Genomic DNA, 21,546 nt, shown 5'->3' with positions numbered 1-21,546 from the left:
AAGCAGGCCGGGGTATCAACATATCTGGCGTTGACTTTTGGCACGCTGTTGAGTTCTCAAGGAACGGACGCTTCCTTCGGTCCCGTTTCACCGGGCGCCTCCGGGCGCTTCCCTTCGTTCTTGCGTTTCCGACTCTATCAGACTCTTTCGCGTCCGATTCCCGGTCGAAGCGGGTGTGCTTTCCAGTTCTTCGCTTTCGCGTTTCCCTTTCCGGCGATTCCGACTCTATCAGCCATTTCCTCTTTCCCTGACCAGGCTCCGCAGGCATGCGGAATTACAGTCGGAGAGACAGTCTGTGCTGAGGAGTCGCCGCCGTCCCCCGACTCAAGGTCGCGTTGGGGCCAGGCAGGAGTACGACAGTACAGGTTCCCTTGAGGCGAGGCAAATCCCGTGCGGGTGCGTCTCGGGTCTGTCAACCGGTAGCTCTCGTACGGAACCAGGACTTCATATGACTTACTCTGCTGACCAGTACGCCGTCTTTCGTCAGCACGGCGGCGACACAGAAATCTCCGCCCCCTGGGAGGCTCTCCATGACCACAGTGACGTCCCCTCTTGCCGGCCGCGTCATCGGGCTCGCCGCGGTACCCGACCCGGTGTTCTCCGGCGCGATGGTGGGCCCCGGTACCGCCATCGACCCGGTGCGCGAGCCGTCCGAGGCCGTCTCGCCGGTCGACGGCATCGTCGTCTCCCTGCACCCGCACGCCTTCGTCGTCGTGGACGACCGGGGGCACGGGGTGCTCACGCACCTCGGTATCGACACCGTCCAGCTCAACGGCAAGGGCTTCGAGCTGCTCGTGAACAAGGGGGACACGGTGACCCGCGGCCAGGGCATCGTGCGTTGGGACCCGGCGGGCGTGGAGGCGGCCGGCAAGTCGGCGATCTGCCCGGTCGTGGCGCTCGAAGCCACCGCCGACTCCCTCTCCGGGGTCCTCGAGGACGGCGACGTGAAGGCCGGCGAGACCCTGTTCGGCTGGCAGTGACACCCTCGGTGAAGCAACACGCTGAGCCGGAGTCGCGGTAATCGGCCAGTCGGGCATCCACCGCGGCGGCACCGCCGCCGCACAATCGGAGACGGGTGAAATGGAGACAACGCTGCGAGGCGTCGGCGTGAGCCACGGTGTGGCGATCGGCGAGGTTCGGCACATGGGCACGGCGGTCCTGGAGCCGCCCGCCAAACAGATTCCCGCGGACGAGGCCGAGCGTGAACAGGGGCGCGCCCGCCAGGCTGTGGAAGCTGTTGCCGCCGACCTGATTGCGCGCGGCAATCTGGCGGGGGGCGAGGCTCAGCACGTGCTCGAGGCCCAGGCCATGATGGCGCAGGACCCCGAGCTCATCGCCGATGTGGAACGCCGTATCGCCGTCGGCAGTACCGCCGAACGGGGCGTGTACGACGCGTTCGCCGCATACCGGGCTCTGCTCGCCAACGCCGGGGATTATCTGGCAGGGCGGGTCGCCGACCTCGACGACGTACGGAACCGGATCGTCGCGCGGCTGCTGGGTGTCCCGATGCCGGGCGTGCCGGACAGCGACGAGCCGTACGTGCTGATCGCCCGTGACCTGGCTCCGGCGGACACGGCACTGCTCGACCCGGCACTCGTCCTGGGCTTCGTGACCGAGGAGGGCGGGCCGACCAGCCACAGCGCGATCCTCGCCCGGGCGCTCGGTGTGCCGGCCGTCGTCGCCCTCCCCGGGGCCGGGGAGATCGCCGAAGGCACGGTTGTCGCGGTCGACGGCAGCACGGGTGAGATCTTCGTCGAGCCGAGCGAGAGCAAGCGCTCCGAGATGCGGAGCGCCGCCGCGGCCCGCAAGGCGGCCCTGTCCGCCACGACCGGCCCCGGCGCCACCTCCGACGGTCACAAGGTGCCGCTGCTCGCCAACGTCGGCGGCCCTGGGGACGTGCCCGCGGCGGTGGAGGCCGGTGCCGAGGGCGTCGGGCTCTTCCGTACGGAGTTCCTGTTCCTGGACGACAGCGAGCGGGCGCCGTCCGAGGAGAAGCAGGTCGCGGCGTACCGCGCGGTGCTGGAGGCGTTCCCCGAGGGACGCGTGGTCGTGCGGGTGCTGGACGCCGGCGCGGACAAGCCGCTGGACTTCCTGACCCCGGCCGACGAGCCGAACCCCGCGCTCGGTGTCCGCGGTCTGCGCAGTCTGCTCGACCACCCCGACGTCCTGCGCACCCAGCTGACGGCCCTGTCCAAGGCGGCCGAGGGGCTGCCGGTATACCTCGAGGTCATGGCCCCGATGGTGGCCGACCGCGCCGACGCCAGGGCGTTCGCGGACGCCTGCCGGGAGGCCGGGCTGGAGGCGAAGTTCGGCGCGATGGTGGAGATTCCGTCCGCCGCGCTGCGGGCGCGCTCCCTCCTGCAGGAGGTGGAGTTCCTTTCGCTGGGCACCAACGACCTGGCGCAGTACACCTTCGCGGCCGACCGTCAGGTGGGAGCCGTGTCCCGGCTCCAGGACCCCTGGCAGCCCGCGCTCCTGGATCTGGTCGCGCTGTCGGCCGAAGCCGCCAGGGCGGAGGGCAAGAGCTGCGGTGTGTGCGGTGAGGCCGCCTCGGACCCGCTGCTCGCCTGTGTGCTGACCGGACTGGGCGTCACCTCCCTCTCGATGGGTGCCGCGTCCATCCTCTACGTGCGCGCGACGCTGGCGAAGCACACGCTGGCGCAGTGTGAGCGCGCCGCGTCCGCCGCACGGGCGGCGGACTCCGCCGATGAGGCGCGCCTCGCCGCTCAGGCGGTGCTGTCGGGCGAATAGGTCCGGCCGGCCGGTGCGCCGGCCGGGTCTTCGGAGCCGAAGGGGTTCCCGCCGGTCGCGGCGGGAACCCCTTCGGCGTGTCAGTGGTGCTCCCCCGGCTCGTCGGCGCCGAGGTCGAAGCCCGCGTGGTACTCGACGCCGGACTCCGGAGGTACGGCTTCGCCCGTGTCGCCATCGGTGCAGTAGGCGCTGAAGACCTCTCCCGCCGTGAGCGGGACGAGACCGCCGCGGGCCAGGCGCCAGCCGTGCACCCGGTCCGGGCGGTGCGGGGCGCTGGTGCGCAGGACGACACCGCCCGGGGCGTCGAGTGCGACGCCCGCGGCGAGCACGGTGGTGAACTCGGCCCCTTCCGAGGAATCGAGACGGGCGTGGGCGCCCGCCTTCTGGGTGATGTGGAGGACCGCGAGGAGCTGTTCGTGCTCCGTGGGGGTGCTGCAGACCACGTGGTGCGTGCCCGGTCCGGCCGTCTCCAGCAGGCGGGCCAGGAGGTGGGAGGCCCGGTCGAACGCGGCGCGACCGACGTCCTGTCCGCAGTCCGCGCAGTGTCCGAGGCCGGCCAGGAGCATCGTGGCGTACTCCCACGTCGCCCGGCGGACGGCTCGTGAGACGAGCAGCGTGATCAGCGCGTCGACGGGCTGGCCCGTGTACGCCACGGTGGCGCCTGCGGCGGCGACTTCGGCGGTGAAGCGGCTGCGGCTCCCGCGCTCGTCGGGGTCCAGGCCGGATTCCCTGCAGAAGTCCGCGTAGTCCTCGGGGTCGAAGAGGGCGACCGTGGTGTGCACGCCCTGCGCGGCCAGTGTCCTGAGCAGGCCCTCCACCTGCTGGAGGTAGACGGCGTGGTCGTCGAAGGTGAAGGTGCGGTAGCGGCGCATCGCCGCGAAGTCCTCGGCGTCGACGAGGAGGCCGACGGTGCTGGGTGCTTCACGGCGCAGCGTGCGTCGCATGGAGGTACCGGGGCGGTGCCGGCCGTGCCCGCCCCGCCTGCTCTGCTCCGCCCGCCCGACGGGTCCGGCCCGCCCGACGGGCTCGGCCGGTCCGGTGTTCTTCGTCTGCCCGGTGTACGCCATGAGTCCCCCTGTGCACGGTGATCGATGCTCACTCAGCGTAACCAGGGGGACTGACAGCGGCCGTCCGGCGGGGTCAGCGGCGCTCGCGGGCGAGTGCTTCGTAGAAGTGGAGGAGTTCCAGGTCGTCGACGGATCCCGGGTTGACCGCCTTGGACAGGTCCGTGCCCTGGAGGAGCCGCTTGACCGGCACCTCGATGCGCTTGCCCGTGAGGGTGTGCGGGATGCCGGGGACCTCGATGATCTCGTCCGGCACGTGGCGCGGGGACAGGTTCTCGCGGATCGTCCGCTTGACGCGGTCGCGGAGTGCGTCGTCGAGCGTGGCGCCTTGGGCGAGGTGGACGAAGAGCGGCATCCAGTACCCGCCGTCGGGCTCCTCGAGGCCCACGACGAGGGACTCGCGGATCTCGGGGAGCCGTTCCACGGCCTCGTAGATGTCGGCGGATCCCATCCGTACGCCCTGCCGGTTGAGCGTGGAGTCGGAGCGGCCGTGAATGATGACCGAGCCTCGGTCGGTGAGGGTGATCCAGTCCCCGTGGCGCCAGACGCCGGGGTACATGTCGAAGTAGCTGTCGTGGTAGCGGCTGCCGTCGGGGTCGTTCCAGAAGTGGATCGGCATGGACGGCAGGGGGTTCGTGACGACGAGCTCGCCGACCTCGCCGATCAGCGGTTCGCCGGCGGGGTCGAAGGAGCGGAGGTCCGTGCCGAGGCAGGGGGCCTGCAGTTCCCCGATGTACACGGGCAGGGTGGGGACCGCTCCGGCGAAGCAGCTGCACACGTCCGTGCCGCCGCTGACGGAGGCGATCCAGAGGTCGTCGGCCACCTCGTCGTGGAGCCAGCGGAAGCCGTCGGGCGGCAGCGGGGAGCCGGTGGTGGCGACGCACTGGACGCGGCTGAGGTCGTAGTCGCGGCCCGGGTGGACGTCGGCCTTCCGGCAGGCCATGACGTAGGCGGCGGAGGTGCCGAAGAGGGTCGCGCCGGTCTGTTCGGCGACGCGCCACTGGGCGCCGATGTCCGGGTGGCCGGGGCTGCCGTCGTACAGCACGACGGTGGTGCCGGTGAGCAGGCCGGAGACGAGGAAGTTCCACATCATCCAGCCGGTGGAGGTGTACCAGAAGAAGCGGTCGTCGGGGCCGAGGTCGCAGTGCAGGCCGATCTGCTTGAGGTGTTCGAGGAGGATGCCGCCCTGCGACTGGACGATCGCCTTCGGGAGTCCGGTGGTGCCGGAGGAGTACAGCACCCACAGCGGGTGCGCGAAGGGGACCTGCTCGAAGACCGGTTCGGCGTCGGAGGCGGTGAGGGCGGACCATGCGAGAGCGCCCTCGGGCGCGTCGGTCCCCAGGAGCGGGATGTGGACGACGGCACGCAGGGTGGGGAGTTCGCGGCGGAGTTCGGCCACGGTAGCGGTGCGGTCGTGCTCCTTGCCTCCGTAGCGGTAGCCGTCGACGGTGAACAGCACGACGGGCTCGACCTGCTGGAATCGGTCGAGGACGCTGCGGGCGCCGAAGTCGGGGGCGCAGGAGGTCCATACGCCGCCGACCGCCGCGGTGGCGAGGAGGGCGACGACCGCCTGCGGGATGTTGGGCAGGTATCCGCTGACCCGGTCCCCGGGGGTGACGCCGAGTGCGCGCAGTTCGGCGGCGAGTGAGGCGGTCTGGCGCCGGAGCTCGGACCAGCTGACGGAGACCTGGGTGTGCGTCTCGTCGACATACACCAGGGCGGGGGCGTCCGCGCGCAGCGGGTCCTCCGCGGTGCGCAGTGCGTGCTCGGCGTAGTTGAGGGTGGAGCCGGGGAACCACTGGGCGCCGGGCATGGCGCGGTCGCCGGTCACGCGCTCGTACGGGGTGGAGAAGCGCACGTCGAACCAGTCGGCGACGGCCTCCCAGAAGTTGTCGAGCTCGTCGACGGACCATCGGTGCAGCGCCGCGTACCCGCCGTCGGCGGGTGCCCCGTACCGCCCCGCCGCCCAGCGTTGGAAGCGGGTGACGGCAGCGGCCTCGACGCGTTCGGGGTCGGGCTGCCAGAGGGGGGCTTCGGCGGCTGCTGAGGTCATGGGGGCTCCCTGGCCATTCGGGTACGCGGGTGTGCGTGCGTCGCGCGCACGGGCTGGGGTGTGCGCGTGAGCGGCACCCCGGACGATGCCACGTGATCGTCCTTCGCACCAGGGTCCCCCTCCCATGGTCGCGTGTCCGGCTGTGTGGTGCGGCCACAGGGGGCTGTGCGGTGCGGGCGCAGATGAACGGAAGCTGAACGGCGCCCGTTCCGTGCCGGGCGGATGGCAGGGTGGCCCGCATGGATGGTCGTGACCTGGTGCGTTCGGTGAGACTGGTCGGTTCCGTGCGGGGGATGCGTACGCTGCGTTCGGCCTGGCGGCGCCGGCGCGTGGACGCGCGGGCGCCGGTTCGGCGGGGGGCGGAGCGTGCGCGGGTGCCCGGCCTGCTGGTGAGTGCGGAACCGGGGCCGGGCGGGGGCACGGTGCGGTTCGCCCGCTCGGAGCTGCGGGTCCGGGTGTGTGCCGGCGGCGCGGTGTTCTGGTCCTGGGACGGCGCCGGGCCGCTGCCGTCGTACGCGGTGCCGAAGGACGTGCCGGAGCCGGATCCGCGGGCGGAGCTGGAGCCGGACACGAACGGTGGCTGGCAGGTCGTGTCGGAGCGGCTGACGGTGACGGTGTCGCGGCGCGGGGCGGTCGAACTGCGCACCCCGGGCGGGGTGTTGCTGCGCCGCGAGCTGCCGCCGCGCTGGTGGGAGCCCGTGGAGGGGGGCGTGGCGCGGTGGGTGCAGCAGTCCGAGGTGCCGGCCGACGCGCGGTTCTTCGGGCTGGGTGCGCGGGCGGGTGGCCCGCGGCTCCGTGACGGCGCGTACCGGCTGTGGAACACCGGTCCGGGCAGCCCGTCCGGGTACGGGGACGACCCCTTGTCGGTGACGATGCCGGTGCAGGTGGTGGTGTCGGACGCCGGGACCCATCTGGCGTTCCACGACAGCACGTGGCCGGGCCGGGTGACGCTGCGCGAGGGTGAGGAGGGCGCGGGTTCCGGCCATGACCGGCCGGGGGTCTGCGAGGTGCGGATGGAGGGTGGTCCGCTGCGGTGCTGGGTGGTCGTCGGTACGCCGGCCAGGGTGCTGCAGGGCTGGACCGCACTGACCGGTGCGCCCGCGGTGCCGCCGTCGTGGGCGCTGGGTCCGCAGCACGCCGAGTGGGGGTCGGGAGGCGAGCGTGAGGTCCGGGAGGTCGTGGCCGGGTACCGGGAGCGTGGTCTGCCGCTCTCGGTGCTGCACCTGGGCCTCGGTCACTTGGAGGCCCGTCAGGTGTTCACCGTGGACCGCGGCAGGTTCCCCGGTCTGCCCGGGCTGGCGAAGGAACTGCGCGAGGACGGCGTCCGGCTGGTGGCGGTGGTGGATCCGGCGGTCAGGGCGTCGCCGGGCAACGCCGTGTTCGACGCCGGCGGGGCCGTGGGGGCGGCCGGCGCGTTCGTCCGGGACCCGTCGGGCCGTGTGGTGCGGGGCGAGGGGTGGGCGGGTGAGTGTGTCCATCCGGACTTCACCGACCCGCGGGTGCGGGAGTGGTGGGGGACGCTGTACGAGGACTGCCTGGGCCAGGGCTTCTCCGGGGTGTGGCACGACGGGAACGAGCCGGTGGCGTTCTCCGCGTTCGGTGATCCGTCGCTGCCGTGTTCGGCACGGCACTCTCTGGAGGGCCGGGGCGGGGATCACCGTGAGGCGCACAACGTGTACGGGCTCGCCATGGCGCGGGCCGGTCATGAGGGGCTGCGCCGGCTGCGCCCGGACGAGCGGCCGTTCCTCCTCTCACGGTCCGGGTGGGCGGGGATGCAGCGGTACGGCGGTACGTGGGCCGGGGAGGTGGGCACCGGATGGCCGGGGCTGCGGGCCTCGCTGGCCCTGGTCCTCGGTCTCGGGCTGTGCGGGGTGCCGTACTCGGGGCCGGACGTCGGAGGGGCGGAGGGCACGCCGTCGCCCGAGCTGTATCTGCGGTGGTTCCAGCTGGGCGCGTACCTGCCCTTGTTCCGGACACGTGCGGCCGTTGGGACGGGGCGGCGGGAGCCGTGGGAGTTCGGCCCGGAGGTGCTGGCGCACGCGAGGGCGGCCCTGGAGGAGCGGGAGCGGCTGCGCCCGTACTTCGGGACGCTGGCCCAGCTGGCCCGGCTGACGGGCGCGCCGTACGTGCGGCCGCTGTGGTGGGAGGCGCCCGGGGACCGCGCGCTGCGGGAGTGCGAGGACGCGTTCCTGCTGGGTGACGCCTTGCTGGTGGCGCCGGTGCTGGAGAGCGGGGTGGACCGCCGTACGGTGCGGCTGCCCGGGGGGCGCTGGTACGACACGGTCACGGGTCAGGCGTTCGAGGGTCCTGGGCGGGTCGTGGTGGACGCGCCTCTGTCACGCATTCCGGTGCTGGCGCGGGCCGGGTCCGTCCTGTTGGTGCGGGGTGCGGACGGGCGGCCGGAACTGGAGGCCTGGGCGCCCGTGGCGGGCCGCACCGGGGGTGGCACGGTCGTCGGTGACGTGGGTGACGGGTGGGCGCGGGCGGACGTGGAGCGGTACAGGTCGCGGCTCGTGGACGGGCGCGTGGTGGTCGAGCGGCTCGGCGGGGGGCAGGTGGTGCCGTATGCGGTCCGCGTGCGGGGCATGCCGTCGGCGGGTCAGTCGTAGCGGCCGGCGAACCAGGCGCGTACGGCTTCCGTGTGCAGGGGGAACGCGAGGGTCCCGGGGGCGTGGAGCAGGGTGTAGCCCGAGGTCTCGTCCGTCGGTGCGGAGGGCGGAAGGGCGTCGGCCGGGCGGGGCGGGAGCAGGCCGAACAGCAGGAGGTGGCCGTCGGGTGAGCTGAGGGCGTCGGCCAGCCGCACGTCCGTCCTGTCGGCCTCGATACCGGTTTCCTCGCGCAGTTCCCGTACGACCGCGTGGCGCCAGTCCTCGCGGTGGTCGATGTATCCGCCCGGGAGCGCGAGGCCGCCCCGGTGCGGCGGGACGGTGCGGGTGATGACGACGAGTCCGGCGCCGTCGGGGCCGGTGACGGGCAGCAGGGCGACGGCCACCGGCAGCGGGTTGCGGTAGGCGGTGCGGCCGCAGGCCGGGCAGGTGCGGGGCCAGGCGTCGTCGGCGTACGGAGCTCCGCAGAAGCCGCAGTGGGAGTCCTTCACGGGGGCGTCCTTCACGGGCGGACTGTATCCGATCGCTCTTCTCCTGCGGCCTCCGAACTGATAGACGGTGTGCCCATGACAGCAATTGCTTCCACACTCCGCGCCCTGGCCGCCGCTGCCGCCGCCCTGCTCACCGTGACCGCCGCCGCTCCGGGGGCGGTGGCGAAGCCGGAGCCCAAGGCTCCCCGGGACTTCGTCGACCTGCGGTCCGTCGATCCGACGATCATCACGGAGATGCGGTACACCACCGCGCACAACTTCGTGGGGGAGCCGGTGGACGGCTACCGGCAGCCCGTCTGCGTCCTGACCCGGCCCGCGGCCCGCGCACTGCACACGGCCCAGACGGCGCTCCTGCGCCGGGGTTACTCGCTCAAGGTGTACGACTGCTACCGGCCGCAGCGGGCGGTGGACCACTTCGTACGGTGGGCGAAGGACCTCGACGACCAGTCCATGAAGGGCGAGTTCTATCCGCACGTCGACAAGACGCGTCTCTTCGAGGACGGTTACATCGCCGAGAAATCCGGTCACAGCCGGGGAAGTACGGTCGACCTGACGCTGGTGAGGCTGCCCGCGCTGCCGACCCGCCCCTACGTGCCGGGCGAGGAACTCGCGCCCTGCTACGCGCCGCAGGACGAGCGCTTCCCGGACAACTCGGTGGACATGGGAACGGGCTACGACTGTTTCGACACCCTGTCGCACACCGACGACCCGCGGGCTCAGGGGGTACAGCGGGCCAACCGGCAGTTCCTCAAGGAGACGCTCACCGGGCTCGGCTTCGTGAACCTGGCCGAGGAGTGGTGGCACTACACCTACAAGCCCGAGCCCTTCCCGGACACCTACTTCGACTTCCCGGTCGCCAGGCGTTCGGTCGCCGGACGCTGACGCCCCGCGGACCGGGGTCGGCGGCCGGCGGACCGGGTGACGGCACTCCGTCGGGAGGAACGGGCACCCGGGACCACCCCCGTGGGCTCCGGGCGCCCGTTCTCCCTCTCGGACGCGGAACTGCCGTATCCGGTTGCGGGATCAGGCGTTACGGTGCCCTCATGCCACAGCAGACGTTCGATTCGTACGAGGAGTTCTGGCCGTACTACGTCGCCATGCACTCCAGGGCGGCGACCCGGTGGGTCCATCTGACGGGAACCCTGACCGGTCTCGCCGTCACCCTCTACGGGCTCGCGCGGGGCCGCAAGCGGTACGCCGCGGCGCTGCCGCTGATCGGGTACGGCACCGCGTGGCCCGCGCATCTCCTGATCGAGAAGAACAATCCGGCGACCTTCGGGCACCCCGTGTGGTCGTTGCGCGGCGACGTGCGGATGATCCGGACGATGCTCGCCGGAGGGGACCGCGAGCTGGCGGAGACGGCGGCCGGGTGGCTCGCCCGGAACACCTGAGAAGCCCACCCACGCGCAGGGTTGACGACTTCTCGGCCCGGGTGAACACTCCTGCCACGGCCGTCGCCCGTACGTGCCGTGCCCGCGGCCCGTACCCCGGTCGGCGGGGGTACGGGCCGCGTGCGGTGCTGCCGCCGGCGCTCAGGCCTTGGCGGGTTCCCGGAGCAGGTCGGCACGCGCCAGCGCGTGCTCGACGACCGCGACCAGCACGTCCCGGACGGACGGGCGGTCGCGAGCGTCGCAGAGCAGCACCGGCACCTCGGCGTCGAGGTCGAGTGCCGCCCGCACCGTGGGGACGGGGAACTGCTCGGCTCCCTCGAAGAGGTTCACGGCGACGGTGAACGGGATCCGGCGGCGCTCGAAGTAGTCGACCGCCGCGAAGCAGTCCTCCAGCCGCCGGGTGTCGGCCAGCACCACCGCACCCAGGGCACCTTGGGCCAGCTCGTCCCAGAGGAACCAGAACCGGTCCTGGCCCGGAGTCCCGAAGAGGTAGAGGACCAGATCCTCCCGGAGAGTGATCCGCCCGAAGTCCATGGCCACCGTGGTGGTCTTCTTGGCCTCGACCCCGGCGAGATCGTCCACGGGGCGCCCCGCCTCGCTCAGTGTCTCCTCCGTGCGCAGCGGTCTGATCTCGCTGACCGCGCCCACCAGTGTCGTCTTGCCCACGCCGAAGCCGCCCGCCACCAGGATTTTGAGGGTAACGGGCTCGACGGGCCGCTTGCTGCGGCTAGAGCGCCCGAAGGCCATTGATCACCTCGCGAAGAATGCTCACGTCCGGCAGTTCGGCCGGCGGAACGGGACGGGTGACGTGCACCAGTTCGTCCTCGACGAGGTCACCGACCAACACGCGGACCACCCCGACGGGGAGGTCGAGTCCGGAGGCGAGCTCGGCGATCGACTGGGGCATGTCGCTGCACAGTTCGACGATCTCCACGTGCTCCGGGGAGAGCGTCTGGTCCCGGCCGGGGTCGTCGGCCGCGGGTTCGGGCACGACGATCGCGATCAGGTCGAGACGGTGACGGGACGCGCTGCTGGTACGCCCCCGGGTCATCGCGTAGGGGCGGACCACAGGGCCGGCGTCGGCGTCGTACCAGCGGGAGAGGCCCGCGTCCGCCGGAGCCTGAGCTGATCCGGGCACGGCGTCCCGGGCGGAGTCGGCGCTCATGCCATCCCCTCACCCTCCGGCGGGCGTACCGGTCGTCCGGGGGGAGTTGGCAAGGTGGGCCCCCACGCGCTTGACCATCAGGGTCATCTCGTACGCCACCTGACCGATGTCCGAGTCGGAGTCGGACAGGACGGCGAGGCAACTGCCGTCGCCGGCCGCCGTGACGAAGAGGAAGGCCTCGTCGAGCTCGACGACGGTCTGCCGGACCCGCCCCGCGTCGAAGTGGCGGCCCACCCCCTTGGCGAGGCTGTGGAACCCGGAGGCGACGGCCGCCAGGTGCTCGCTGTCCTCACGGGTCAGGTCCCGCGACGTGCCGGTGGCGAGGCCGTCGCTGGACAGCACCAGCGCCTTGCGGATACTCGCGACGCGCTCGACCAGTTCGTCGAGGAGCCAGTCGAGTTCGCCGGAGCTCTGGCGTGCGGTGCGGTGTGCGGCGTGCGGTGCGGTCATCGACCGTCCCCTCCCGGAGTCGTTCCTGGTGCTGTCTCGCCGTGGCCGGTCCCGTCCTCGGCGTTCTGCCGACGGCCGCGCTGCCAGCCGCGTTGTAGCGAAGCCATGCGATTGCGTACGTCGTCCGCGTCACGTTCGAGATCCTCGTCGGTGACGGCGGGGGTGTGGCCGGGGGTCCGTCCTGCGAAGTCCTCCCGTAGCTGTGGGGCCAGGCTCGCCTGCCGGACCCTGCGGGGCAGCCCGCCCACGGTGTCCGGTGCGGGCGGCCGGGGGGCGGCGCCGCGCTGCGGCGGGCGGGCCTCGGGGGCCGCTGGTGCGGGGACGCGGTCGCGGCCCGGGGACGCCGGAAGGCCCGCGGGGCGGGGCGGGGAGTCGTCCGGCGGCGTCGGATGGGAGCGGCCCGGCTCGCCGACCCGGCGGCCCCTGTCGGTCACCAGCGTGGGCGAGGTGCGGCGCGGCAGCGGGGCCGGTCCCGACGGGCGCATCGGGCGGACGTCGGCCATGGGCCCGTCCGTCCGGTCGCCGGCCTGCTGATGCTGTTCGTGGTCGTCGTCCCGGCGCAGGGCACGGGCCCGGAAGATGCCTCCGCGCTCGCTCTCGGTGTCCTCCAGGTCCGACACCCCGTCGAGGACGGGGGCCAGGGCCGGGTCGAGTGCCCGGTCGAGTGCCGGATCGTCGAGGCCGAGCGCGCTCATCGGGCCTTCGAGTTCGACGGGGCCGTCGAGGACCGACGGGTCGGTGAGGCCGGTGGGGACCGGCGCGAGCCCGGAGGATCTGCCGGCGCCCTCCACCGCGCCGTCCCGGCGGGCCTTGCCGGCCGTTCCGGTGCCCGGCCGGCCGCTGCCGATGGCCTTCTCGGCCCGGCGGTCGAGACGGAAGCCCGTGCCGTGGGTGTCGGGGGTGTCGGGGGCGTCGGTGAGCAGTTGTGCGGGGATGAAGACGACGGCGGTCGTGCCTCCGTACGGCGAGGTCTGCAGGGAGACCCTGACGTTCTGCCGCTGGGCGAGCCGGCTGACCACGAAGAGGCCGAGCCGGTCGGTGTCGGAGAGCTCGAAGTCGGGGGTCTCGGCGAGGCGCAGGTTGGCGTCCAGCAGGACTTCCGGTGGCATACCGAGGCCCCGGTCGTGGATCTCCAGCGTGAAGCCGTTCGCCACGCGTTCGCCGTGCACCTGGACCGCGGTGTGCGGAGGCGAGAACACGGTGGCGTTCTCCAGGAGTTCCGCGATCAGGTGGGTGAGGTCGGCGACGGCGGGGCCGCCCACGCCGATCCGGGGCAGGCGGCGGACCTCGATCCGTTCGTAGTCCTCCACCTCCGCGACCGCGGCGCGTACGACGTCCATCAGCTGGACGGGCTTGCGCCACTGGCGGGAGGGGGCCGCGCCCGAGAGGATCACCAGGCCTTCGGCGTGGCGTCGCATACGGGTGGTGAGGTGGTCGAGGCGGAAGAGGTCGGCGAGTTCGTCGCTGTTCTCGGTACGGCGCTCCATGGTGTCCAGGAGCGTGAGCTGGCGGTGCAGGAGCACCTGGTTGCGCCGGGCCAGGTTCACGAAGACCTCGGAGACACCGCGGCGCATGTCGGCCTGCTTGACCGCGGCCTCGACGGCGGCCCGCTGCAAGGTGTTGAGTGCCTGGCCGACCTGGCCGATCTCGTCCCGTTCGTACTGGAGGTGAGGGGCCTCGGTCTCCACGTCGACCTGTTCGCCCGCCGCCAGCCGCCGCATCACGCTGGGCAGCCGTACTCCGGACACCTCGTGGGCGTCCTTGCTCAGCCGGGACAGGTCACGGATGAGTTCCCGTCCCACGCGTACGGAGACGAAGACGGAGACGAGCAGGGCGACGAAGCCGAGGACGCCGGCGACTCCGGCCTTGATCAGGACGCGGTAGCCGGCGGGTTCGGCCCGGTCCTGGAAGCGGTGGGACATCTCGGTGCTGTCGTTGGCCAGGCTCTCCAGGACCGGCGTGGCCACCTCCTGCCAGCGCGCGGCGTCGACGGCACCGGTCTTCCTGAACGGTCCGGCCGCGATGAGCCGCTGTTCGGTGGTGCGCAGGGGTTCGGTGTCGGGGCTGCCCCAGAACTGCTCCATGCGCGTGCGTTCGGCCGCGGGCAGGAGCTCGAGGTTGACCTCGTACAGGAGTCCGCGGTTGGCGACGAGGTCGGACACGGCACGGAGTTCGGGGGCGCCCAGCCGTCCCGCGACGAGCCCTGAGGTGATCAGCGCGTCCTCGCGGGAGAGCATCTCCCTGGCCCGGGAGACGCCGACCAGGGCTCGGACCTGCTTGTCCATCGAGACGTTCTCCCGCGTGTGGAGACCGTTGAGGAAGCGGTAGCAGGGGTCGACGAGGCCGTTGTAGAAGTCGAGCGCCCTGGTCCGGTCGATGGTGCGCTTCTCGACGGAGTCGCGCAGCGCGTCCAGTCCGTCGATCTCGCCGAGGATCGAGTCGAGCCTCGCCTCGGCGTCCGGGCCGAGGGCGTCGCGGATGTCGTCGCGCCGGGCGCTCCGGCGGACGTCCGCCACGAGCCGGTCGGTCGCCGCGCGTTGCCGGCGCAGGAGGGGCAGGGCGTCGGAGGCCCGGGGATCGGCGAGGAAGACGAGCGTCTGACGGCGTTCGCCCTGCACGGCGCGGACCGTGTCCTCCAGCGGGTGGCCGACCTTCTCCACGATGGCGGTCGCGCCCATCAGCTCCCCGGCTTGGCGCCCGGTGATGTAGGTGGCGAAAACCCACAGGCCCGTGAGTGAGAGGAGCGGCACCAGGAGCAACGCCACGATCTTCCTGCGGATGGACTTCCCGCGAAAGCGCATGGCCTCCCCCAGCTCGACCCCGCACCGCGGGGGTGGACGTCCGGTGTTCCGGTGGTGGTTCACCGAAGGTCCGTCGGTGTTCCGTCAACAAACGGCGCGAGCCTACTACCGACTTACGGGTAACTCGAAGGCGTGTCCGGACGCTTTTCGGCCGTAGATCCCGGAGTTGGCCACCAGTTGTCCTGGTATTCCCTACGAAGAAATTCGCGAAAGCGACAGAGAGCGCCTGGCAGTCGGCCGCGTACCCGCATGAGTCAGTTGGCCGGAAGTCTTCGGTCCGTGACCTTTCGGGGCCGATTGCGGACGTTCCCGGGAATCTTCCTCTCCCTGCGTTCGTCCATGTGTACGGGGCAGAGGACATGACGGGGCTCGCGCGGCACGCCGGCAGGCGCCGCCCGCGTAGAACGGGCGCAAGCCGGGCAGCCACCCTTCGGTCCGACAGTGGTGGGGAGTTGAGGGTCCTTGGAAACGGACGAGCGTCGGAGTGGGGTGCGGGCGGCAGCCGCGGCGCCGGAACCGGCGGGCAGGGCGCGGATCCGACGGCAGTTGTGGGTGGAGGAACCCGCGGAGCGCCGGCGGATGCCGGATCCGGTGCGGACGGCCGCTGTGCGCGCCGTGCTCATCGTGTCGCTGACGATCATCCAGGCCGTGGTGGCGTTCCTGTGCACGCTGGCGGGCTCCTGGCTCGCCTTTCCCATGGTGGTCAGCGGTGTGGCCAGCACGGTGGTGGCCACGTGGTCGGCGCTGGACGTGTGGGTCACCCGGCAGGTGTGGAACCAGCGGCACGGCGTGGTCTCGGTGCCGAGCAGCACGGCTCGCCAAATGCGCCGCGAGCGGCGGGCTGCCCGGCGCACGGCCAGGAGCCGGGCCCGCAAGGAAGCCCGGATACGCCGCCGGGGCGCGGGCGGGCTGTCCCGGGCCTGAGAGCCCGCGCCCCGGCGGCCGGGAAGCGGAGCGGGCGTATCCGGTCCGGGTCGGGCCGCCGGTGCGCGAGGTGCGCGAGCCCCACCCGGGAAAGCCGGCCGGGTGGGGCGGGAGCCCGCGTCAGCGGAGTGCCGTCTCCGTACGCATCTGCGGGAGCTGTGCACCGCCCCCGGTGTCGGGGGTCTGCGCGGACCGCTTGAACATGCGCGTCGCCGTGATCTCGCCGTGGACGGTCTCCCCCTCGGGGTCCTGCTGCGGAAGCCCGGGGCGAAGGTGCTCCTCGACACTGATGTACTTCAGCCCCGCCCGCAGGTCCGCGTCGTTGCGGAGCCGGATGACCAGCGGGAACTCCGCGAGGGCCGTGGTGTCGAACAGCCCGGTGGTGTAGAGGAGCTGGACGCCCAGCGCGTCGGCCACGGCGCGCTGAAGTTCCAGCAGGTAGGTGGCGTTGGCCCGGCCGATGGGGTTGTCGAGGAAGAGCGTTCCCGCGTGGCGGTGCCGGTCGCGTCCCCGGTCGTTGCTGCGCAGGGCCGCCATCGTGCAGTACAGGGCGATGGCGGCGGTGAGCAGCTGACCGCCGGAGAAGACGTCCCCCATCTGTCCGACCGGGACCCGCTCGGCGCGCAGGACCGCGTCCGGCTTGAGGATCTCCACGGCGATTCCCTTGGGCCGCAGGGCAGCCTGCACGCCGCGCAGCAGCAGGGACATGCCGTCCCGGCGCAGGTCGGAGTTCTTCCTGAGCGCTGCGTGGGTGGCCTCGTCGATGACCTCGCCGAGTCGTTCGGTGAGGGTGGCCTGGTCGGGTTCCTCGAAGCGGATCCGGAGGAACTCCTGCCCGGACCATTCGCCGAGCCCTTCGGGGAGCTGGGAGAGCCGCTGGGCGGAGCGGAGTGTCGTGAGAGCGGACTCCACGAGACCGCGCAGCCGGTCGACGATGGAGTCGCGGTTGCGTTCGAGCTGGGCCAGCTCGTCGGTCAGGACGCGCAGCCGCGGGGCGAAGGCCGTGGCCCACTTCTCCGCGTGGTCGGGCAGGGCGGTCGCGGGCAGTTCCCTGATCTGCTGCCGTGCCGGTGTCCGGACCTGTTCGTAGCGGGTGGAGTTGGCATGGCGTACGAGCACGTCGCTCGCCTCCCGTACGGAGCCCTCGGCCGCCGACAGCTCGGTGGCGCAGCTTCGCAGGGAGCGGCGGGCCTCGGCGGCGGACTGTCTGGCCTCCTCCAGGGTGCCGGGGTACGGGACGGAGGCGTCGGTCCCGTCGTCCGTGCCGTGGTCCCTGAGCAGGTCGCGCAGGAGAGCCGCGGTCTCGTCGAACCCGCCGGCGGACTCCTCGGCGGTCCGGTGGGCGCGCAGGAGTTCGGCGTGGGCGGCGTGGGCGGTGTCCAGGGTCCCGGTGGCGCAGGCCAGTTCGGCCGTGGCCGTGCGGAGCAGGTCCTGGGCGTGGTCGGCGTCGGCCGGCGAGAGGTCCTCGGGGAGCTCGGTGTGGTGGGGTGCGTCATCGGCCGGGGCGAGCCGCTCGGCCTCCCCGCGCAGTCTGCCGAGCTGCTCGCTGGCCGTGGACGCCCGGGTCTCCAGGAGTTGGACGAGCCTCTCCGCACGGGCCGCGGCCGCCTGCCGGGAGGGTCCGTCGGCGCCGTCGGTGCCTTCGAGGAGCTGTGCGGCGCGGGTGCGGACCTTGTTGGTGAGCCGGTCCAGCTCGGCCAGGGCGGCACTCTCGTCGCTCTCGGCCCTGGCCTGCTCGGCGCGCAGGTCGGCGCCGACCCCGACCTTCTCGTAGAGCTGGGAGGCGGCCCGGTAGGCCTCGCGCAGGGCGGGAAGCGAGGTGCGTGCGCTGCCGGCCGCCGGCTCCGGGAGGGTCTCCGGGGCGCCGGCGATCTCGGCTCGCTCGGCCCGCAGGGCCCGGGCGGTGCGGTGGGCGTCGTCCGCGGCGCGCTGGGCTGCCCGGCGGTCCTCGTCCGCGGCGCGAGCGCGCTCCAGGCAGGCCGTGGCGCGTGCCTCGGACTCGGCCGCCTCGTCGGTGAGTTCACGCAGCCGCGCCTGCCAGGCCGCCCGGTCGCGCAGGCGGTGGGCCAGACCGGCGAGGGCGTCGGCGGCGCGGCGGGCGCGCTGGGCGGCTTCCTGCCGCTCCTCGCGGACGCGGGCGGCGTCGGCGGCCGCCTCGTCCGCCTCGGCGCGGACGGTGCGGGCCTCGGCGAGGACGGCTTCGGCGGTCTCGGCGGCGGTGCGGGCGGTGCGGGCGGCCTCGCCGAGCTCACCGAGCATGCCGAACGGGCAGTCGGCGCGCCACGCGGCGATACGGGCGGCGAGGGCCCGGTCGGCGGTGAGCCGGGCCGCGAGCGCCCGGATGTCCTCGTCGCGGGCGGCGGCCCGGGTCCTGAGGGCCAGGCGCTCCTCGTCGGCGGCGTGCTCGTCGTGCATCGCCGGGTTCGGCGGGACCAGGAACACGTCGTCACTGCCGGTGCCGGTGCCGGGCGCCGGTACGGGAGCCAGGAGCGCGGCGGTCGTCCCGACGGCCACGGCCGAGCGGGGCAGCAGCGCGGCGGCGGCGAGGACCTCCCGGGCGCGGGTGTGGGCGTCCGGGTCGGTGATGACGACGCCGTCGACCAGTTCGGGGCGTGCGGCGAGCACGGCGGCGTGGTCGGCGGGTTCGACGGCCTGGGCGAGGTAGCGCCAGCCGGGCAGTGCGGGGATGCCGTGCTCACCGAGGTACTCGACGGTCGCCAGGACGTCGGGGCCGGGCGGCAGCAGTCCGCCGTCGCCGAGGGCCCCGAGGATGCGGGAGTCGTCGGCGGCCGCTGTCCGCAGGTCGAAGAGCCGTCGTTCGGCGGACGCGACGCCCTGGTCGAGGAGTTCACGCAGCTCGTCGGCGGCCGCGTCGAACTCCTCGGCGGTGAGCGTGTGCGGGTCGTGGGGGGCGGAGCCCGTCGCGCGCGGTGCGCTCCCGTCGTTCTCCTGCGTGTCGGTGGTGGACCGGTGGGGGCGGGGTGTGCCGGCGCCGGGCGCGCCCGGCAGGCCCAGCAGGTCGGTGAGGCGGTGGTCGGCCGCGATCGACTCGGCGGCCCTGCGTTCGGCCTCGTACGACTGTTCGGCGGCCCGGGCGCCGTCGGCGGCACGGGCGGCGGCCAGCTCGGCACGGCTCTCGGCCGCGGCGGCTTCCCGTGCGTGGTCGGCCGCGGCCCGGGCCGCTTCCCTGGCGGTGTCCCAGGCGGCGACCGCGGACTGCTCCGCGTCGTTGGCGGCGAGCGCCGCGCGGGCCGGGTCGGCGTCCGGCGCGGTGTCGTCGAGCCAGCCTGCCCGCACGGCTTCGGCGGTCTCCTGTTCGACCTCGGCGAGGCGCTGTCGCAGGTGCCCGGCCTCGCTGCGGGCGCGCTGGGCCTCGGTCGCGGCGGTGGTGGCGTCGCGGTGCGCCGTCTCTCCGGTGGCCTGGAGGACGGCGGAGCGCTCCTCCTCCTCGTCGGCCACGCGCTCGCCCGCCTCCGCGGCCGTGTGCAGGGCCCGTACGAGGTCGGCCGCGGCCGTGGCGCGGGCGGCGAGGGCGGGGGCCGCGTCACGCTCGGCCTCCCGGATGGCCACGGCGACACGTGCGGAGCGGTCCGCCGCCGCACGGTGGCGCAGGACCGCCTCGGCGGCCTGCCAGGCCGCGTGCAGGGTGCGTGCCTCGCCCAGTTCGCGGCGTTGTGCCGCTGCGCCCTTCTCGGCGGCGGTCAGGGCCAGCGAGGCGTGCCGGTAGGCCAGTTCGGCCGCGATCAGGGCCCGTCGGCCGCGGTCCGCCTCGGCCTCGGTGACGGTGCGGGCCGCGGCGGTGACCTGCGCGGCGAGCTCCCCGGTGCGGCCGCGTTCCTCCGCGGCACGGGCGGAGAGCCTGCGGGCCAGGGTGCGGGTGCGCCGCTCGGCGCCCGCGTGGATGTCGCGGCTGCGGGCCCTGGCCCCCGTGGCGTCGACGATCCGGCCGAGCAGTTCGACGGAGCCGGCGGTGAAGTCGCGCTCGGCGGTGAGCTCGGCGCGCCGGCCCAGTTTGTTGCCGAAGCCGCTGACGAGGTCGGCGAGACCGTCGGTGTCGCGGGTGTCGGTGACCGCGCGCAGCAGCAGATCGGTGAAGTCGGAGTCCTTCTTCACGGCGAAGAGACCGGCGGCCTCGCCCTCGTCGGCGTTCATCTCCCGCTGGTAACGGAAGAGTTCCGGGTCGAGCCCGAGGTCGCCGAGGTGTTCGTTCCAGCGGTCGTGGATCTCCTCCCAGTGCACGTCGAGGTGCTGGTAGAACTTGCCCGCGTCGGTGAGGGCGTCGCGGAAGCCCTTCATGGTGCGGCGCCTGCCCTGGGCGCCGGAGACGCCCTCGACCGGCCGGCCCACGGCGGTGGCCTCGGCGACCGGCAGGCTGTCCAGGCTGAGGCCCGGCCCGGGACGGAAGGAGTACCAGGCCTCCGCGAACTTGCGGGGGTCGTTGGAGACCTGGCGTCCGCGCCATTCGCTGACCTTGCCGACGACGACGCACTCACCGGTGAGGGTGTGCTGCCATTCCAGGGCGACGTGCCCGCAGTCGTCGGCGAGCAGGAACTTGCGCAGGACGCCGGAGCTGGCCCCGCCCAGGGTGTTGCGGTGTCCCGGCAGCATCACGGAGAAGATCAGCTTGAGCAGGACCGACTTGCCGCCGCCGTTCTCCAGGAAGAGCACCCCCGCGGGTGCCGGGCGGCGTGGCGGGCCGACGGGTTCGTCCTCGAAGAACTCCGCCTGGGCCGGCGCGGGTCGGGGCACGGGCTCCCCTACTCCGCGCAGGTCGAGCACGGTGTCGGCGTAGCGCGCACCGGCGGGTCCGATGGAGTAGAGGCGGACCCGGGACAACTCGTACATGGCGGCGGACTCTCGTCGTTCAGGCAACGGGGGGGGACGGCTGCTCTATCAGCGGGTGGGGAGTGGTCAGGAGTGGAACGGCAGCCCCGCGTCGGCGGCCAGCTCCAGGCCGTCGGCGTCGGGCGGGGGCAGCAGGGTGGCGGAGCCGTCCGTGACCGGGACGACGCCGAGCTCCAGCAGCTCGGCCATGGCGGCGCTGCCCGCCATGTCCCGTACCTGGAGCTGGTAGCGGGCTGTGGTGCGGTACGCGCCACCCGCGTCGTCCCCGGTGCGCTGGAGGAACCCCGAGTCGGTGAGGAAGGCCACGGCCTTGCCGATGATGCCGGTGGTGGAGCCGGCGAGCCTGCGGGCGTCCTTGGTGGCGCCCGTGGCACTGCGACGGGCGTAGATGCGCCACCCCGACTCCAGTCCGGGCGCGTCGGTGGCCGGGTCGGTGTTGTCACCCTGCTGCTCGGCGCGCTCCTCCAGGCGGTGGCAGGCCTGGCGGACGAAGGCGTCGACGCCGTTGACGGTGATACGGCCGATGTAGGCGTCGTCGGCGAGGTCCTCGGGGCGGGGGAAGGCCATGGCGGCGACGGCGAGGTGGGCCAGACCGTGCAGGAAGCGGTCGGCGGCGTCGGACGAGGCCCGCCGGGCGTAGTCGCCCATGCGCACCGCGAAGACCGAGTCCTCCGCGGCGGTCACGGCCATCCCGGCACGGGTGGAGACCTCCAGGACGATGAGTCCGAGCCCGGTGGCGACGGCGTCCGCGAGGCGGGCGAAGGCCGGCTCCTCGCGGTAGCGGCGCAGCAGATCGGCGTACGTGGCGTCGCGGGCGGGCAGGAGTTTGGGCTGCAGTCCGAAGGAGACGAGCCGGGCCGCGTCGGCCGCGTCCGCGGGGGTGACCGCCGCAGGAGCGGCCGGCGGTGCGGCGCCGTCCGCGGGCGACGGCTCGTCCCACGCTTCGGTGTGCTCGGCGTACTGCTCGCTCAACTCGGGAACTCCTCGGTACGGGTGGGGTGCTCG

15 protein-coding genes are annotated in these 21,546 nt (G+C 73.2%); 6 read left to right on the top strand and 9 right to left on the bottom strand.

What is annotated here, in order from left to right:
• The first annotated feature begins 530 nt into the window (after positions 1–530).
• Positions 531–980 (top strand): PTS glucose transporter subunit IIA, encoded by a 450-nt coding sequence (locus ACH4VO_RS30670; protein WP_360997377.1) that lies wholly within the window; start codon positions 531–533, stop codon positions 978–980.
• 100 nt (positions 981–1,080) lie between these two features.
• On the top strand, positions 1,081–2,751 hold the full coding sequence (ptsP, locus tag ACH4VO_RS30665) for a phosphoenolpyruvate--protein phosphotransferase (protein WP_360997376.1): 1,671 nt from the start codon (positions 1,081–1,083) through the stop codon (positions 2,749–2,751).
• Positions 2,752–2,831: 80 nt separating this feature from the next.
• Here ptsP and ACH4VO_RS30660 read toward each other — a convergent pair whose 3' ends face one another.
• Both ACH4VO_RS30660 and ACH4VO_RS30655 read right to left on the bottom strand, forming a co-directional pair.
• On the bottom strand, positions 2,832–3,695 hold the full coding sequence (locus ACH4VO_RS30660) for a hypothetical protein (protein WP_360997383.1): 864 nt from the start codon (positions 3,693–3,695) through the stop codon (positions 2,832–2,834).
• 196 nt (positions 3,696–3,891) lie between these two features.
• Positions 3,892–5,868 (bottom strand): acetoacetate--CoA ligase, encoded by a 1,977-nt coding sequence (locus ACH4VO_RS30655; RefSeq protein WP_360997374.1) that lies wholly within the window; start codon positions 5,866–5,868, stop codon positions 3,892–3,894.
• A gap of 239 nt (positions 5,869–6,107) precedes the next feature.
• Here ACH4VO_RS30655 and ACH4VO_RS30650 point away from each other — a divergent pair, with 239 nt between their 5' ends.
• Entirely contained in the window at positions 6,108–8,477 is a 2,370-nt protein-coding gene (locus ACH4VO_RS30650) for a glycoside hydrolase family 31 protein (protein WP_360997372.1), read from the top strand.
• Here the strand turns inward: ACH4VO_RS30650 and ACH4VO_RS30645 are convergent.
• Entirely contained in the window at positions 8,468–8,965 is a 498-nt protein-coding gene (locus tag ACH4VO_RS30645; RefSeq protein WP_360997381.1) for an NUDIX domain-containing protein, read from the bottom strand. The genes ACH4VO_RS30650 and ACH4VO_RS30645 overlap by 10 nt on opposite strands.
• A gap of 75 nt (positions 8,966–9,040) precedes the next feature.
• Between ACH4VO_RS30645 and ACH4VO_RS30640 the strand changes: the two genes are divergently transcribed.
• The gene (locus tag ACH4VO_RS30640) at positions 9,041–9,847 is read left to right on the top strand and encodes a M15 family metallopeptidase (protein ID WP_360997370.1); all 807 of its coding nucleotides are present in this window, start codon (positions 9,041–9,043) and stop codon (positions 9,845–9,847) included.
• Positions 9,848–10,008: 161 nt separating this feature from the next.
• Entirely contained in the window at positions 10,009–10,356 is a 348-nt protein-coding gene (locus ACH4VO_RS30635) for a DUF962 domain-containing protein (RefSeq protein WP_360997368.1), read from the top strand.
• Positions 10,357–10,497: 141 nt separating this feature from the next.
• On the opposite strand, the gene ACH4VO_RS30630 is transcribed toward ACH4VO_RS30635, so the two are convergent.
• The 4 genes from ACH4VO_RS30630 to ACH4VO_RS30615 are packed head-to-tail and all read right to left on the bottom strand — an operon-like array spanning position 10,498 to position 14,772.
• A complete protein-coding gene (locus ACH4VO_RS30630) occupies positions 10,498–11,103 on the bottom strand; it encodes an ATP/GTP-binding protein (RefSeq protein ID WP_360997367.1) in 606 nt (201 codons plus the stop codon).
• A complete protein-coding gene (locus ACH4VO_RS30625; protein ID WP_360997366.1) occupies positions 11,084–11,521 on the bottom strand; it encodes a DUF742 domain-containing protein in 438 nt (145 codons plus the stop codon). Before ACH4VO_RS30625 ends, ACH4VO_RS30630 begins: the two co-directional genes overlap by 20 nt.
• Before the next feature lie 9 nt (positions 11,522–11,530).
• Positions 11,531–11,971, bottom strand: a complete 441-nt coding sequence (locus ACH4VO_RS30620) for a roadblock/LC7 domain-containing protein (RefSeq protein WP_360997364.1) — start codon at positions 11,969–11,971, stop codon at positions 11,531–11,533.
• Entirely contained in the window at positions 11,968–14,772 is a 2,805-nt protein-coding gene (locus tag ACH4VO_RS30615; protein WP_360997362.1) for a nitrate- and nitrite sensing domain-containing protein, read from the bottom strand. The genes ACH4VO_RS30620 and ACH4VO_RS30615 overlap by 4 nt, the downstream gene beginning before the upstream one ends.
• A 462-nt stretch (positions 14,773–15,234) precedes the next feature.
• On the opposite strand from ACH4VO_RS30615, the gene ACH4VO_RS30610 reads away from it, so the two are divergent.
• Entirely contained in the window at positions 15,235–15,696 is a 462-nt protein-coding gene (locus ACH4VO_RS30610; RefSeq protein WP_398441759.1) for a hypothetical protein, read from the top strand.
• Between the two features lie 120 nt (positions 15,697–15,816).
• On the opposite strand, the gene ACH4VO_RS30605 is transcribed toward ACH4VO_RS30610, so the two are convergent.
• Positions 15,817–20,541 carry a hypothetical protein gene (locus ACH4VO_RS30605; protein WP_360997360.1) on the bottom strand — a complete coding sequence of 1,575 codons (4,725 nt, stop codon included), beginning with the start codon at positions 20,539–20,541 and terminating at the stop codon, positions 15,817–15,819.
• A gap of 66 nt (positions 20,542–20,607) precedes the next feature.
• The gene (locus ACH4VO_RS30600; protein WP_360997358.1) at positions 20,608–21,513 is read right to left on the bottom strand and encodes a hypothetical protein; all 906 of its coding nucleotides are present in this window, start codon (positions 21,511–21,513) and stop codon (positions 20,608–20,610) included.
• Positions 21,514–21,546: the final 33 nt, after the last annotated feature.

The sequence above is a fragment of the Streptomyces sp. NPDC020780 genome, from assembly GCF_044334475.1.
Taxonomy (GTDB): Bacteria; Actinomycetota; Actinomycetes; order Streptomycetales; family Streptomycetaceae; genus Streptomyces.
Note: the sequence above shows the minus strand (reverse complement) of the source record. Positions and strands in the feature narration are given on the sequence as shown.

Excerpts from the sequence above, each read along its gene's own strand:
- ACH4VO_RS30670 (WP_360997377.1), top strand. The coding sequence starts at position 531 with ATGACCACAGTGACGTCCCCTCTTGCCGGCCGCGTCATCGGGCTCGCC.
- ptsP (WP_360997376.1), top strand. The coding sequence starts at position 1,081 with ATGGAGACAACGCTGCGAGGCGTCGGCGTGAGCCACGGTGTGGCGATC.
- ACH4VO_RS30660 (WP_360997383.1), bottom strand. The coding sequence starts at position 3,695 with ATGCGACGCACGCTGCGCCGTGAAGCACCCAGCACCGTCGGCCTCCTC.
- ACH4VO_RS30655 (WP_360997374.1), bottom strand. The coding sequence starts at position 5,868 with ATGACCTCAGCAGCCGCCGAAGCCCCCCTCTGGCAGCCCGACCCCGAA.
- ACH4VO_RS30650 (WP_360997372.1), top strand. The coding sequence starts at position 6,108 with ATGGATGGTCGTGACCTGGTGCGTTCGGTGAGACTGGTCGGTTCCGTG.
- ACH4VO_RS30640 (WP_360997370.1), top strand. The coding sequence starts at position 9,041 with ATGACAGCAATTGCTTCCACACTCCGCGCCCTGGCCGCCGCTGCCGCC.
- ACH4VO_RS30635 (WP_360997368.1), top strand. The coding sequence starts at position 10,009 with ATGCCACAGCAGACGTTCGATTCGTACGAGGAGTTCTGGCCGTACTAC.
- ACH4VO_RS30630 (WP_360997367.1), bottom strand. The coding sequence starts at position 11,103 with ATGGCCTTCGGGCGCTCTAGCCGCAGCAAGCGGCCCGTCGAGCCCGTT.
- ACH4VO_RS30625 (WP_360997366.1), bottom strand. The coding sequence starts at position 11,521 with ATGAGCGCCGACTCCGCCCGGGACGCCGTGCCCGGATCAGCTCAGGCT.
- ACH4VO_RS30620 (WP_360997364.1), bottom strand. The coding sequence starts at position 11,971 with ATGACCGCACCGCACGCCGCACACCGCACCGCACGCCAGAGCTCCGGC.
- ACH4VO_RS30615 (WP_360997362.1), bottom strand. The coding sequence starts at position 14,772 with ATGCGCTTTCGCGGGAAGTCCATCCGCAGGAAGATCGTGGCGTTGCTC.
- ACH4VO_RS30605 (WP_360997360.1), bottom strand. The coding sequence starts at position 20,541 with ATGTACGAGTTGTCCCGGGTCCGCCTCTACTCCATCGGACCCGCCGGT.